Source organism: Sandaracinobacteroides sp. A072, assembly GCF_052616365.1.
Window position 1 is genome coordinate 379,086 of sequence record NZ_JBQXGU010000003.1, and the last position, 12,439, is coordinate 391,524.

Genomic DNA, 12,439 nt, shown 5'->3' on the forward strand with positions numbered 1-12,439 from the left:
CTCAGCCCGCCTTTCCGGACATCCCCCGGGCAGCCGCGGCGTCCGCCTGCAAAACGGGCGTCACCTTCTCGCCCGGCCGCAGGAAGGCGCCTGCTGAAACGACGACCTGCTCATCGCCAGAAAGCCCATCGGCAATGGCGACACCGGAAGCCGACACGCTGGCGATGCGCACATCGCGCCGCGCAACCACGCCATCGGTGCCGGCAACAAGCACGAAACTCTTGCCCTTGTCCGTCTGGATGGCGGATTGCGGCACGACCGGGCGCGCCGTCCGTCCGCCTTCGACCACGACATTGGCGAAACCCCCGGCCCGGATGGTTTCGGCGGCAGGCAGCGCAATGCGTGCGACGCCCTGGCGGCTCTGCGGGTCGATCACCGGCTCCAGAAGCCAGATCCGCCCGGCATAGCTGCTGGCGGAGCCGACCGGCGTGACAATCACCTCCTGCCCGACCTGAAGCCGGGGCATGTCCTGCTCGGCGATCTGGGCGCGCACTTCCATCTGACCGCCGGCAGCGACGCGGAACAAGGCGCCCGACGCCGGCGAGACGACCTGCCCCGGTTCGACATTGCGCTGGATCACGAGACCGGCTTCGGGGGCGCGGATGGAAAGGCGGAGGATTCGTTCGCGCATTTCCTGGACCTGCGCCCGCGCGACATCGACACGGGCACGCGCGGAATCGCGGGTGGCGGTGCGGCGGTCGATATCCGCCCTGGAGATGAAGCCGCGCGCAACGAGCGCCTGGGCGCGATCGAGCTCGGCCTGGGCAAGGCGGGCATCGGCACCGGCCTGCACCAGGCCCGCTTCCAGCTGCGCAAGCTGCGCGCGCTGCACACCGCTGTCCAGCTCGGCCAGAACCTGGCCACGGGCGACATATTGCCCGGCCTCGGCCCGGATGGCGGATACCATGCCGCCCTCGCCAACGACCCCCACGGGCATGTCACGCCGGGCGGAAATGCTGCCCACGGCGGCCACACGGTCCGCGACATCGCTCGTGCCGGGCACCATCACGGTTACCGCCGGCGGGCCGGAGGGCGGCGCGGTCGGCTTGGGAGCCGTCGCGCGCTCGACAAGGAACCACACGAAAAGGGCAAGGCCGATCAGGATGGCGGCGATGGTGAGAATCAGGCGCCGGCGCGCCTTGCGCGCGACCTCCGGGTCCGTCCCGCCGGATTCGAGATGGGCGCGGATTTCCGGATCACGAGGGGAAAGTTGCATGTTCATGCCGTCAATAACCTTAATGTTGCTCGGGCCCGCCTGCGCGTTGGCGCAGCCATGCCCGCTACAGCCGGCCCGCTCCCCTCAAAGACAGGCGCCTGCGCGATGGCCCATACACCTTGTCGTGCGTGAAATAAAGCCAGGCTTAACAAGCCATGCCACAAAGGGCGTCGGCCATGACAAAAGACTGAAAGGCAAGGCCCCTGCCCTTTTCCGCTGCCGGATGCGCCGGCTTTCATGCTAGGCTTTCCAAGGGAAATATCGATCAGCCTGCCAGACAGGCTGGCAGGCAGGCAGCAACGCAGGGGAGACCGGCATGGACTATGGATTTTTCGGCTGGATCATCATCGGCCTGATCGCTGGCGCGCTCGCAAAGTGGGTCATGCCGGGGCGTGATCCGGGCGGGATGATCGTCACCATCCTCATCGGCATCGCAGGCGGGGTCGTTGGCGGATTCCTGGCCAATCTCATCGGCCTGGGTACTGGCGGCTCCCTCTGGAACCTGCTGCTGGCGACTGTCGGCGCGGTGCTGCTGCTCTGGCTCTACCGCAAGCTGCAAGGCCGCGCGTCCTGAAGCGCCCGGACCGGGACATCACGGCATGCCGCCTGCCCGGATGCTTCATCCGGCAGACATGTGCATGCCGCCAGAAATGCAGAAGAGCGCAAAGCCCCGCCCAGGGGCCAACCCACCCGAAGCCCAGGAGACGGCATGAAGAAAAGACATATCGTCGCACTGCTCGCCGCCATGGCTGCCGCAAGCACCAGCGCCCAGGTCGCGGCACAGACGGCAGGCCTGGCGACAGGTCCGGGCACCCGTGAAGCCACGACGCTCGACATTTCGGCGACCGCCGATGTGCGGGCAGCACCCGACATCGCCGAAATCGGCGCCGGAGTCGTCACGCAGGCGACCGATGCCGCAGCAGCCCTTGCCGCCAATTCCACGCGCATGAACCGCGTGGTCGCGGCCCTCAGGAAAGCCGGTGTCGCCGATCGCGACATACAGACCTCAAGCCTCTCGCTGCAGCCGCAGTTCCGCTACGAAAAGGACAGGGAGCCGATCCTGACCGGTTTCCAGGCATCGAACCAGGTGCGCGTGACCTTGCGCGATCTGAAGAACGCCGGCCGCGTGATCGATGCGCTTGTCGCGGAAGGCGCCAACAGCATCCACGGCCCGCAGTTCCGGGTCGAAAAGCCCGATCCGCTGCTCGACAAGGCCAGGACTGATGCCGTGGCGCTGGCCCGCGCGCGCGCCGACCTCTACGCCAGGGCTGCCGGCATGAAGGTGAAGCGCATCCTGTCCATCCGCGAGGGCGTGACCAGCGACCAGCCGATGCCGATGCCGCGTGTGGCCATGGCGATGGAGTCGCGCGCCGACAGCCCGGTCGAGCCGGGCGAGGTGCAGATGGCCGTTACCGTCTCGATGCAGTTCGAACTGGAATAGAGGCGGGCGCGCATACAGGCGGGCGCGGTCAGAGCGGGTAGCCTGAAAAGGCCTTGGTGCGATGCATCGCCACCGAGGAACTCACCCGCTCGATCTGCCATGGCCCCGATGTCCATTCGGCTGTTAGCGCCCGCCACTCGGCCATGTCCGAGACCAGCACCTTCACATGATAGTCGCTCTTGCCCGAGATTTCAGCGGCCTCCAGCACGCGCGGATCGGCCTCGAACAGGGCTTCGACACTGCGGAAATCCTCGGGGAGGTGGCGTTTCAGCGTCACCTCCCCATAGATGATGAGGGCCGGGCGCAGCTTCTCCACCGCGATGCGCGCGCCATAGCCCGTGATGATGCCGAGGCTTTCCAGCCGCCTGACCCGGGCGAGACAGGCCGATGGCGACAGCGCCACCCTGTCCGCCAGGGCGGCATTGGTGATTCGCCCATCCTGCTGCAGCACATCCAGGATGCGGCGGTCGATGCGGTCGGGGCTGTCCGTCATGATCTTTCGCCAACTCCCTCGCCTGCCGCAGAATCTGCGGTTTCAGGCGCAGACTATCGTTACCCCCGCGCCCTGATGTGCGGCAAGATGGCCCCATGGCCGAAATCGATCTCTCCCAATGGCATGTCCGCCCCGCCTCGCGGCAGGATCTCGACGCGCTGGCCGCCCTTGCGGCCCTGACAGGCGGCGGCTTCACCAACCTCCCGAATGACCGCGAGGCCCTCGCGGCGCGGCTCGACTGGTCAGACAGGAGCCTTGCCGCCCGCATCGACGCGCCCGACGACGAACTCTACATGCTGGTGCTGGAGCACCGGCCGACGGGGCGCATCGGCGGCACGGCCTGCATCTTTTCCCGCGTGGGCGTGCGCTGGCCCTTCTATTCCTACAAGATCTCCACCCTTTCGATGCGCTCGCGCGAGCTGGAGCGCACCTTTCGCACCGGCGTCCTGCATCTGGTGAACGACCATGACGGCGCCAGCGAAGTGGGCGGCCTGTTCCTGCACCCCGATCTGCGCACCGGCGGGCTGGGCCGGCTTCTGGCGCGCAGCCGCTACATGTTCATCGCGAACCACCGCCAGCGCTTTTCCAGCCGCGTGCTTGCGGAATTGCGGGGCCGGATCCGGCCGGACGGCAGCGCCCCCTTCTGGGACGGACTGGCCGGCAAGTTCTTCGGCATGAGCTTCCAGGAAGCAGACACCTTCAATTCCATCCACGGCAACCAGTTCATCGCCGACCTGATGCCGAAATACCCGGTCTATGTGGCGCTGCTGCCACCGGAAACGCAGGCGTGCATCGGCCAGCCGCATGACGATGGCCGCGGCGCGCGGGCGATGCTGGAAGCCGAGGGCTTCGCCTGCAACGGCTATGTGGACATCTTTGACGGAGGGCCGACCATGGATTGCCGCATGGAAGAGCTGCGCGCCATCCGCGAGGCCCGGCCTGCCCGGATGGCGGGCGAAGAGGCACTTCCGGGCGTTTCCCGCCAGCTCGTGGCCGGCGGCGCGCTGCAGGGCTTTCGCGCTGCCCTTCTGCCGGTGCGGGAATCGCCCGACGGCATAATGCTGCCACCCGGCGGCCCCTTCCATTCCGGAGAGGCGCTTCTTCATGCCCCAGCCTGACATGAGCATCCGGAGCATTCGCCCGCATGACGGCAGCCTGTTGTGGGAAGGCCCCGCAGCAAGCGCCGGAGATGTCGCCAGCGCGCTGGAAAAGGCGCGCGCCGCCCAGCGCGACTGGGCACTCGCCCCGATCGAGGATCGAATCGCCATCGTGCGCGCCTATCGCGCGGCGGTGGAAGCGGATGCCGAAGGCCTCGCCCGGCTGATCGCCGAGGAAACGGGCAAACCCCATTGGGAAGCGCGCACCGAAGTCTCGAGCGTGATGGGCAAGGTGGACATTTCCATCGCCGCCCATGCGGAGCGGACAGGCAGCCGCAGCGCCCCCTTCAAGGCGGACCCGCATGGCGCAACACAGGCACTGCGGCACAAGCCCCATGGCGTGCTGGCGGTGCTTGGCCCCTATAATTTCCCGGCCCACCTGCCCAATGGCCATATCGTGCCGGCCCTGATCGCGGGCAACGCCATCCAGTTCAAGCCATCCGAAAAGACCCCGGCGACCGGCGCGCACATGGCAGCGCTGTGGGCAAGGGCCGGGCTTCCCGATGGCCTGCTGACGGTCCTTCAGGGCGGGGCGGAAACAGGGCGGGCGCTGGCTGCCGCCGACACGGACGGACTGCTCTTCACCGGCTCGGCCCCCACGGGCGAAGCGCTGGCCCGCCAGTTCGCCGACAGGCCGGGCCGGATCCTTGCCCTCGAGATGGGGGGCAACAACCCGCTCGTCATCTGGGATCTCCAGGCCGGGGACATCGAGGCGGCGGCGGCCATCGTGGTGCAGTCGGCCTTTCTGTCGGCGGGCCAGCGCTGCACCTGCGCGCGGCGGCTGATCCTGGAAGATGACGCACACGAGCCGCTGCTCGACGCCATCCTTGCCCTCATGGACCGGTTGCGGATCGACCAGCCCTTCGCCGACCCGCAGCCCTTCATGGGCCCGGTGATCGACAATGGCACGGCCGATGCCCTGATCGCCCGCGCCGCCGCGCTGGGCGGCAAGACGCTGAGGCCGATGTTGCGCCTGCACGAAGGCCTCCCCTTCCTCACCCCCGGTCTCATCGACGTGACCGGCCTGTCGACGCCGGACGACGAACTGTTCGGCCCGCTGCTGCAACTGGTTCGGGTAAAGGATTTCCCGGCGGCCATGGCGGCCGCCAACGCTACCCGCTTCGGGCTGTCCGCCGCCCTCGTCGGCGGCGACCGGGCGCTTTACGACCGCTTCTGGGCGGAAAGCCGGGCGGGCGTCGTCAACTGGAACCGCCCGACCAATGGCGCCGCCTCCAATGCGCCGTTCGGCGGTGTCGGCCGGTCTGGCAATCATCGGCCATCGGCCTGGTATGCGGCCGATTACTGCGCCTGGCCCGTCGCCTCGGTGGAAGCCGAACACCCCGCCCTCACCCTGTCGCAAGGGCTTCGCTGATGCCGGAACTGAACCTCGACGGCCTTGTCGGCCCGACCCACAATTATGCCGGGCTGAGCCTCGGCAATCTCGCGGCCACCAGCAATGCCGGGCAGGAAAGCGCGCCACGCAAGGCAGCGCTTCAGGGGCTGGCGAAGATGCGCCTTCTGGTTTCGCTGGGGGTGCCGCAGGGCCTGCTTCTGCCCCATCGCCGCCCCAATACGGGCCTGCTGCGCGCCATGGGCTTTGGCGGCATTGATGCGGAAGTGGCCGCAGCCGCAGCGCGCGAGGATGCGCCGCTGCTGGCGGCGGCCTGCTCGGCCAGCGCCATGTGGACAGCCAATGCCGCAACCGTGAGCCCGGCTGCCGATACCGCCGATGGGCGCACGCACCTGACCGTCGCGAACCTCGCCACCATGGCGCACCGGGCGCAGGAATGGCCCGAAACACTCGCCCAGCTTCGCCTTGCCTTCGCCGACAGGCGCTTCTTTGCAGTGCACGGGCCGGTTCCGCCCGCCTTCGGGGATGAAGGGGCTGCCAACCACATGCGGCTTTGTTCCGGGCATGAGGCGCCGGGCCTCGAAGTCTTTGTGCATGGCGAGAACCGGGGCGGCCGCTTCCCCGCCAGGCAGCATCCGCGCGCCTCGCAGGCCGTGGCGCGCAAACATGGGGTGGATATGGCGCTGTTCACGGCGCAGGCCGCGCGCGCCATCGAAGCGGGCGCCTTCCACAATGATGTCGTGGCCGTCGCCAACGAAACGGTCCTCTTTGCCCATGAGGCAGCCTTCGAAAACCGGACGGAAACGCTGGAGGCGCTGGCGGCGCGCGTTCCGGGCTTCACACTGGTGGAAGCGCCCGAGGCCGAGGTTCCGCTGGCCGATGCCATCGCATCCTATGTCTTCAATGCGGCTCTCGTCAGCCTTGGCGAAGGCATGGCCCTGATCCTGCCGGCAGAAGCGCGGGAAACCCCCAGCGTCAGTGGCTGGCTGGACCGGGTCGTCGCCGATCCGGGCAACCCCATCGGCCAGATCCATGTGCTCGACCTGCGGGAATCCATGCGCAATGGCGGCGGCCCGGCCTGCCTCAGGCTGCGGGTCGCCCTGCCGGAAGAGGCGCACGCCGCCATCGACCCGCGCTTCCTGCTGGATGACGCGCGGCTCGACAGGCTGGAGCGGCTGGTCGAACGCTACTGGCCCGAAAGGATCGCCCCGTCAGACCTGTCCGTCCCGCAGTTCTGGGCCGATACGGCAGATGCCCATGCCGCCCTTCTGGCGCAGCTTGGCATTGCGCCGGAAGAACTGGGGCTGCCCGGCTGAACGCGGCCTACCAGATGCGGATTCGCTCGTCCTCGGGCAGGTAGAGGGCGTCGCCGGGCTTCACGTCGAATGCCTTGTACCAGGCATCATGGTTGCGCACGACACGGGCCCGGAAATGGCTGGGCGTATGCGGGCCGACAGCCAGTTGCCGCTCCAGCGCGCTTTCGCGATATTTTGATCGCCAGATTTGCGCAAAGCCGAGGAAGAAGCGCTGGTCGCCGCTCTTGCCGTCGATGTCCGGCGCCGGCTTGCCACCGAGCGAGCGCTGCCAGGCCTCGTGCGCGATCGACAGGCCGGCGAGGTCGGCGATATTCTCGCCAAGCGCCAGCCGCCCGTTGACCGGCTTGCCCGGAAGCGGCTCATAGGCGCCATATTGGGCAACGACCTTGTCGGCGAGCTTGCCGAACCGCTCGACATCGGCAGGCGACCACCAGTCGGCGAGCTTGCCGTCGGGGTCGAACTTGCGGCCCTGGTCATCGAAATGGTGCAGGATCTCGTGCCCGATCACCGCACCGATGCCGCCATAGTTCACGGCTGGATCGGCCTTCGGGTCGAAGAAGGGCGCCTGCAGGATGGCCGCCGGGAAGACGATCTCGTTCCAGCCGAAATTGGCATAGGCGTTCACGGTCATCGGAGTCATGAACCATTCGCGCCGGTCGATCGGCTTGCCGAGCTTGGCGAGGTTGCGGGCATGATCGAACCGCGCGGCGCGCTCCAGATTGCCGAGCGCATCGCCACGCACGACGGTCAGGTCGGAATAGTCCCGCCAGACTTCTGGATAGCCGATCTTCGGCGTGAAGCGGGCAAGCTTCGCCCGCGCCTTCTCGCGCGTGGCCTTGTCCATCCAGGCGAGGTTGGCGAGCCGGTCGTCCATCACGGCAAGGATGTTGCGCACCAGCGCATCCATCTGCGCCTTGGCCTCGGGCGGGAAATGGCGGGCGACATAGACTTCGCCCACGGCCTCGCCCAGCGCCGAGGAGGTGGCATCCACCGCGCGCTTCCAGCGCTCCTCGATCTTCGGCGTGCCGTTCAGCCTTGTGCCGTGGAAGGCGAAGGCCTCGTCCTGGAAGGACTTCGGCAGCACGTCTGCGGCGGCACGCAGCGCATGATAGGCGAGATAGTCGCGCCAGGCCTCCAGCGCATGCCCTTCCACCAGCTTCGCCGTGCCGGCGATGGCCGAAGGCTGGCCGATGTTGATCTCCGTCTGGCCGGAAAGCCCGGCGGCCGACAGGAAGCTCGACCAGTCGACGCCGGGATAGCGGGCCGCAAGGTCGGCGACAGCCACCGGATTGTGCCGCCGATCGGCCTGCCGTGTCTCCACCGGGCTCCAGTGCGCCTGTGCGATCGCGCGCTCCAGTCCGATCACCCGCGCCGCACGCTCGGCCGGCGCATCATAGCCGGCCAGCGCCAGCATGCGGGCGACATGGGCCTCATAGGCGGCAGCGGTTTCGGCGAACTTCTCCTCGAGATAATAATCCCGGTTGGGCATGCCCAGGCCCGACTGGTAAACGGACGCCACCATCTTCGACGGATCCTTCAGATCCTGCCCGATGCCGACGCGCAGCGGTATGGCCGAGCGCAGGGCATTGGCTTCGCCAAGGGCCGAAGCAAGCTGGGCGCGCGTCGCGATTGCGGCGATGGCGTCCAGCCGGGGCTTCAGCGGCGCAAGGCCCAGCGCCTCGATGCGGGCTTCGTCGCGATAGCTGGCATAATAGTCGCCCGCCTTGCGGGCCGGGCCGGTCAGGCTCTCGCTGGCGGCCAGATCATCGAGAATGGCGCGCGTGCGCGTCTGGCTGAGATCGCGCAGATGGTGGAACATGCCGAACTGGGCGCGATCCTCGGGGATGGGGTTCGCCCGGTCCCAGGCGCCGCTTGCATGGGCGTAGAAATCATCGCCGGGCCTGACAGCGGGATCCATGCCGTCAACATCGAAACCCCAGGCGCCGATGACCGGCCCTGCGGGTGCGGCCGGCGCTTCCGGGCCAGCGGCCCGGGCGGCCTGGGCAAAAGCGAGGGGCGCTGCGGCCGCCAGAAGAAGGGCGGCAAGGGGAAGCGCTTTCATCGTCTTGTCTTTCCTTGTCGATCTTCGGGTCAGCGATTGCCGGCGGGCACCCAAAGCACATCGCCGCTTCCGCCCGCGCCCGGGCGGTTCACGAAGCGGGCCATCACGAACAGATGATCGGACAGCCGGTTGAGATAGTGAATCGCCAGCGGGTTCACCGGGGTTTCGGCAGCCGCCGTCACGGCATCGCGTTCGGCCCTGCGCACGATGGTGCGCGCCACATGCAGATGCGCCGCCAGTGCCGAGCCGCCCGGTAGGATGAAGCTGTTGAGCGGCTCCAGCACGGCGTTCATCGCGTCGATTTCCGCTTCCAGCCGCCGGACCTGGCTGGGCACGATCCGCAGCGGCTCCCATTCCGGCATGGTGCCGCCGGGCAGGAAATCATCGCCCGGCGTCGCCAGATCCGCACCGACATCGAAAAGGTCGTTCTGGATCCTCAGAAGCATGGGCGCGGCGTCATCGCCGGCGTGCAGCATCGCCACGCCAAGGGCGGAATTGGCTTCGTCCACCGTGCCATAGGCGGCCACGCGGGCGGAATCCTTGCGCAGGCGGGAGCCATCGGCAAGGCCCGTCGTGCCATCGTCGCCCGTGCGGGTGTAGATGCGGTTCAGCTTCACCATGGGCCGTGCCTAGCTCGCCAGCCCGCGGCCGCCCAGGATCAGCAGGATGATGACCAGCAGGATGGTGATCATCTGGAAGGTGACGCGAAGCGACATGAACTTGTTCGACTGCGCGCCGGTGATGTCCTTGCCGCTCGCCATGGTGATGATGCCGCGGATCAGCACATAGGCCGTCGCCAGCGCCGCCAGGACGATAAGGGCGATGAGAAGAGCGTTCATGCGCCCACATGTAGGCGCATGAACGCTGGAATGCACCGCAAAAATGCCCGGCGGGGCCTCAGGCTGCGGCCATGCGCCGCCGCCTGAGGCTGGCGCCCACCAGCCCGAAACCGGCGATCATCATCGCCCATGTCGCCGGCTCGGGCACGGCGGGGGCGTCCAGACGGAAGACGCCGAACTGCAGCTGCGAGGCCCCGAATCGGGCGAGCGGCAGGGCATTGAGGGCCTGCTGGCTGGCCGGCATGCCGGCCCTGACATCGAAGGACAGGAAGGTCGGCCCGTTGATCCACAGCTGGTCGAGCGGCGGAATGGCCGCCGAACCGAGCAGCGTCGGCGCACCACCCTGAACAACGGTCGAGCGGCCGAAGACAAAGCCGGAGACGAACGCATCAGCCGGCAGCGGCGCATCGGTCATGAAGGCGGGCTGAAAGTCGGGCACGAAGGCCGTGGTTTCGGAATAGATCAGCTGGTCGATCCGCCCACCCGAACCCGCCGCGCCATCGTTGATGGCAAAGAGCGCGCCGCGCGCGGCCGGCGTCTGCATGATCGTCCACGGGCCGACCGACAGGGCGAAGCTGGTGACGGCATAGGGATAAAGGCGGGCCTCGCCAACGCCGCCCGGCGAGGCGACATCGATGCCGGCAACGCTGTCATCGATGGTGAAGGCGAAGCTCATGAACTGCTGGTGGAACGGCACGCCCTGCAGCACAGGCACGCCACCCGGGTTGGAAGGCGTCTGGACAGCGATGGCAGAGCCGAGAACAAGCCAGCTGGCCGCTGCCGCAGGCGCAGCAGCCAGACAGAAAGCACCCGCCAGAGCGAGCGCAGAACCCCTGATCATGGAAACCCCCGTTAATCTTTGAGAACAGGCAGGATTTACGCCTTACACATGCATGTTGCTCGCATGGACTTCGGGCTTTGGCAAGTGCCTGTCCGGGCCTTCAGGCGGCTCGGCGCGCAGCCTGTCGGCAAGCGCCTTTCCGTCCATGCCGCCGGCCCTGAGGGATGCCAGCGTTTCGGCCTTGTCACGCTTGGCGAGCCGTCGGCCATCTTCGGCCAGAAGCAGGGCGTGATGCAGATATTGCGGTGGCTCGAGACCGAGCAGATGCTGCAGCAGGCGCTGCACATGGGTCGCCTCGAACAGGTCGCGGCCGCGAACGATCCGGGAGATGCCCTGGAAGCCATCATCCACCACGGCGGCCAGCATGTAGCCGACCCCGATGTCGCGGCGGGCCAGCACGATGTCGCCACCCGCCGCCGGATCGGCCTCGACCCCACCCGCCAGGGCATCCTGCCAGGAAAGCGCACCGGAAAGGGCCAGCGCCTTTTCCACATCCAGACGCATGGCATGCGGTTCCCGTTGCATGCGGCGCCCGGCCTCCTCCGCCGGCAGCGCCCTGCAGGTGCCGGGATAGACAGGCGGCATGCCATGCGGGGCGCTGGAGGCCTGGGCGATATCGGCGCGCGTGCAGAAGCAGGGATAGGTCAGGCCCATGCCCGCCAGCCGCGCCAGCGCCGCTGCATGCGCCTCCCGGCGGGTCGACTGCAGGAGCGGCGGGGCGTCGAATCCGAGGCCCAGCCAGCGCAGATCCTCGATGAGGGCCTGCGTGAACCCGGGGCGGCACCGCCCGGTGTCGATATCCTCGATGCGCAGCAGGAAACGGCCCCCGCCCGCGCGTGCGAGATCATGCGCCAGAACCGCCGACCAGGCATGGCCAAGGTGCAGCAAGCCCGTAGGCGAAGGGGCGAAGCGCGTGATAAGTTGTGGATGCGGCATGTGGGGCCAGAGACTCCGGCTTGATTTTCCCAATATCTGGTGCTGTCATACCATCGACATACAGCCTCTGGTATAGGGGCTGGCGGAACTGGTGCAGGCGTGGACATGCGGCTGCCCGAAGTGCGATAGGGCCGGCACGAACCACCCTGCTCCCGAACCTTGAGGAGCGGCGCCGATGTATCACCCCGATCTTCTGGACGAACGCCAGGCCCGGCAATGGGCGTCGCCGCAGGCTTGCCCGGCGCTGGTGCTGAATGCCGACTACACCCCGCTGAGCTATTATCCGCTATCGCTCTGGAGCTGGCAGGACGCCATCAAGGCCGCCTTCCTCGAACGGGTGAATGTGGTGGCCGAATATGAGCGGGAAATCCGCAGCCCGGGCTTCACCATGCGGCTGCCCTCGGTCGTCGCGCTCAGGCAATATGTGAAGCCGTCGCAAACCCCGGCCTTCACCCGCTTCAACCTCTTCCTGCGCGACCGCTTCAGCTGCCAATATTGCGGCGCGCGCGAGGAACTCACCTTCGATCATGTGGTGCCGCGCACCTATGGCGGGCGCACCACCTGGACCAACGTGACAACGGCCTGTGCGCCCTGCAACCTGCGCAAGGGCGGGCGCACGCCGGCTGAAGCGGGCATGCTGCCACGGCAGCGGCCATTCCAGCCCACCAGCCACCAGCTGCAGGAAAACGGCCGCGGCTTCCCGCCCCACCACTGCCATGAAACCTGGCGGGACTATCTCTACTGGGACAGCGAACTGGAGGCCTGACGGGCGGCGTCAGGCCGCCCG

13 protein-coding genes are annotated in these 12,439 nt (G+C 67.7%); 6 read left to right on the top strand and 7 right to left on the bottom strand.

Annotated features, from left to right (window positions below; translation table 11 throughout):
• Nucleotide 1: 1 nt before the first annotated feature.
• The gene (locus tag ACUJ46_RS10740; RefSeq protein ID WP_445390486.1) at nt 2–1,216 is read right to left on the bottom strand and encodes an efflux RND transporter periplasmic adaptor subunit; all 1,215 of its coding nucleotides are present in this window, start codon (nt 1,214–1,216) and stop codon (nt 2–4) included.
• 316 nt (nt 1,217–1,532) lie between these two features.
• On the opposite strand from ACUJ46_RS10740, the gene ACUJ46_RS10745 reads away from it, so the two are divergent.
• The gene (locus tag ACUJ46_RS10745; RefSeq protein ID WP_445390487.1) at nt 1,533–1,790 is read left to right on the top strand and encodes a GlsB/YeaQ/YmgE family stress response membrane protein; all 258 of its coding nucleotides are present in this window, start codon (nt 1,533–1,535) and stop codon (nt 1,788–1,790) included.
• Between the two features lie 135 nt (nt 1,791–1,925).
• Nucleotides 1,926–2,657 (top strand): SIMPL domain-containing protein, encoded by a 732-nt coding sequence (locus ACUJ46_RS10750; RefSeq protein ID WP_445390488.1) that lies wholly within the window; start codon nt 1,926–1,928, stop codon nt 2,655–2,657.
• A gap of 28 nt (nt 2,658–2,685) precedes the next feature.
• On the opposite strand, the gene ACUJ46_RS10755 is transcribed toward ACUJ46_RS10750, so the two are convergent.
• On the bottom strand, nt 2,686–3,150 hold the full coding sequence (locus ACUJ46_RS10755; RefSeq protein WP_445390489.1) for an Lrp/AsnC family transcriptional regulator: 465 nt from the start codon (nt 3,148–3,150) through the stop codon (nt 2,686–2,688).
• 95 nt (nt 3,151–3,245) lie between these two features.
• Between ACUJ46_RS10755 and ACUJ46_RS10760 the strand changes: the two genes are divergently transcribed.
• Genes ACUJ46_RS10760 through ACUJ46_RS10770 form a run of 3 tightly spaced genes read left to right on the top strand, consistent with a single transcriptional unit; the run spans nt 3,246 to nt 6,974 of the window.
• Nucleotides 3,246–4,268, top strand: a complete 1,023-nt coding sequence (locus ACUJ46_RS10760; RefSeq protein WP_445390490.1) for an arginine N-succinyltransferase — start codon at nt 3,246–3,248, stop codon at nt 4,266–4,268.
• Between the two features lies 1 nt (nt 4,269).
• Nucleotides 4,270–5,679 (top strand): succinylglutamate-semialdehyde dehydrogenase, encoded by a 1,410-nt coding sequence (astD, locus tag ACUJ46_RS10765; protein ID WP_445390491.1) that lies wholly within the window; start codon nt 4,270–4,272, stop codon nt 5,677–5,679.
• Nucleotides 5,679–6,974 carry an N-succinylarginine dihydrolase gene (locus ACUJ46_RS10770; RefSeq protein WP_445390492.1) on the top strand — a complete coding sequence of 432 codons (1,296 nt, stop codon included), beginning with the start codon at nt 5,679–5,681 and terminating at the stop codon, nt 6,972–6,974. The genes astD and ACUJ46_RS10770 overlap by 1 nt, the downstream gene beginning before the upstream one ends.
• 7 nt (nt 6,975–6,981) lie before the next feature.
• Here ACUJ46_RS10770 and ACUJ46_RS10775 read toward each other — a convergent pair whose 3' ends face one another.
• From ACUJ46_RS10775 to gluQRS, 5 genes are read right to left on the bottom strand one after another with little or no spacing between them, the layout of a single operon-like run.
• Complete coding sequence (locus ACUJ46_RS10775; protein ID WP_445390493.1) at nt 6,982–9,036, bottom strand: M13 family metallopeptidase; 2,055 nt, start codon at nt 9,034–9,036, stop codon at nt 6,982–6,984.
• A gap of 29 nt (nt 9,037–9,065) precedes the next feature.
• Nucleotides 9,066–9,656, bottom strand: a complete 591-nt coding sequence (locus tag ACUJ46_RS10780) for a cob(I)yrinic acid a,c-diamide adenosyltransferase (protein WP_445390494.1) — start codon at nt 9,654–9,656, stop codon at nt 9,066–9,068.
• A gap of 9 nt (nt 9,657–9,665) precedes the next feature.
• The gene (locus tag ACUJ46_RS10785; RefSeq protein WP_445390495.1) at nt 9,666–9,875 is read right to left on the bottom strand and encodes a twin transmembrane helix small protein; all 210 of its coding nucleotides are present in this window, start codon (nt 9,873–9,875) and stop codon (nt 9,666–9,668) included.
• Between the two features lie 58 nt (nt 9,876–9,933).
• Nucleotides 9,934–10,716, bottom strand: coding sequence for a PEPxxWA-CTERM sorting domain-containing protein (locus ACUJ46_RS10790; protein WP_445390496.1), 783 nt, complete (start codon nt 10,714–10,716; stop codon nt 9,934–9,936).
• Between the two features lie 42 nt (nt 10,717–10,758).
• Entirely contained in the window at nt 10,759–11,652 is an 894-nt protein-coding gene (gene gluQRS, locus ACUJ46_RS10795; RefSeq protein ID WP_445390497.1) for a tRNA glutamyl-Q(34) synthetase GluQRS, read from the bottom strand.
• A 175-nt stretch (nt 11,653–11,827) separates the two neighbouring features.
• Here gluQRS and ACUJ46_RS10800 point away from each other — a divergent pair, with 175 nt between their 5' ends.
• Nucleotides 11,828–12,418, top strand: coding sequence for an HNH endonuclease (locus ACUJ46_RS10800; protein ID WP_445390498.1), 591 nt, complete (start codon nt 11,828–11,830; stop codon nt 12,416–12,418).
• Nucleotides 12,419–12,439: the final 21 nt, after the last annotated feature.

Coding starts and splice junctions, on each gene's coding strand:
- ACUJ46_RS10790 (WP_445390496.1), bottom strand. CDS start 10,716: ATGATCAGGGGTTCTGCGCTCGCTCTGGCGGGTGCTTTCTGTCTGGCT.
- ACUJ46_RS10775 (WP_445390493.1), bottom strand. CDS start 9,036: ATGAAAGCGCTTCCCCTTGCCGCCCTTCTTCTGGCGGCCGCAGCGCCC.
- astD (WP_445390491.1), top strand. CDS start 4,270: ATGAGCATCCGGAGCATTCGCCCGCATGACGGCAGCCTGTTGTGGGAA.
- ACUJ46_RS10745 (WP_445390487.1), top strand. CDS start 1,533: ATGGACTATGGATTTTTCGGCTGGATCATCATCGGCCTGATCGCTGGC.
- ACUJ46_RS10755 (WP_445390489.1), bottom strand. CDS start 3,150: ATGACGGACAGCCCCGACCGCATCGACCGCCGCATCCTGGATGTGCTG.
- ACUJ46_RS10740 (WP_445390486.1), bottom strand. CDS start 1,216: ATGCAACTTTCCCCTCGTGATCCGGAAATCCGCGCCCATCTCGAATCC.
- ACUJ46_RS10800 (WP_445390498.1), top strand. CDS start 11,828: ATGTATCACCCCGATCTTCTGGACGAACGCCAGGCCCGGCAATGGGCG.
- ACUJ46_RS10785 (WP_445390495.1), bottom strand. CDS start 9,875: ATGAACGCTCTTCTCATCGCCCTTATCGTCCTGGCGGCGCTGGCGACG.
- gluQRS (WP_445390497.1), bottom strand. CDS start 11,652: ATGCCGCATCCACAACTTATCACGCGCTTCGCCCCTTCGCCTACGGGC.
- ACUJ46_RS10770 (WP_445390492.1), top strand. CDS start 5,679: ATGCCGGAACTGAACCTCGACGGCCTTGTCGGCCCGACCCACAATTAT.
- ACUJ46_RS10750 (WP_445390488.1), top strand. CDS start 1,926: ATGAAGAAAAGACATATCGTCGCACTGCTCGCCGCCATGGCTGCCGCA.
- ACUJ46_RS10760 (WP_445390490.1), top strand. CDS start 3,246: ATGGCCGAAATCGATCTCTCCCAATGGCATGTCCGCCCCGCCTCGCGG.
- ACUJ46_RS10780 (WP_445390494.1), bottom strand. CDS start 9,656: ATGGTGAAGCTGAACCGCATCTACACCCGCACGGGCGACGATGGCACG.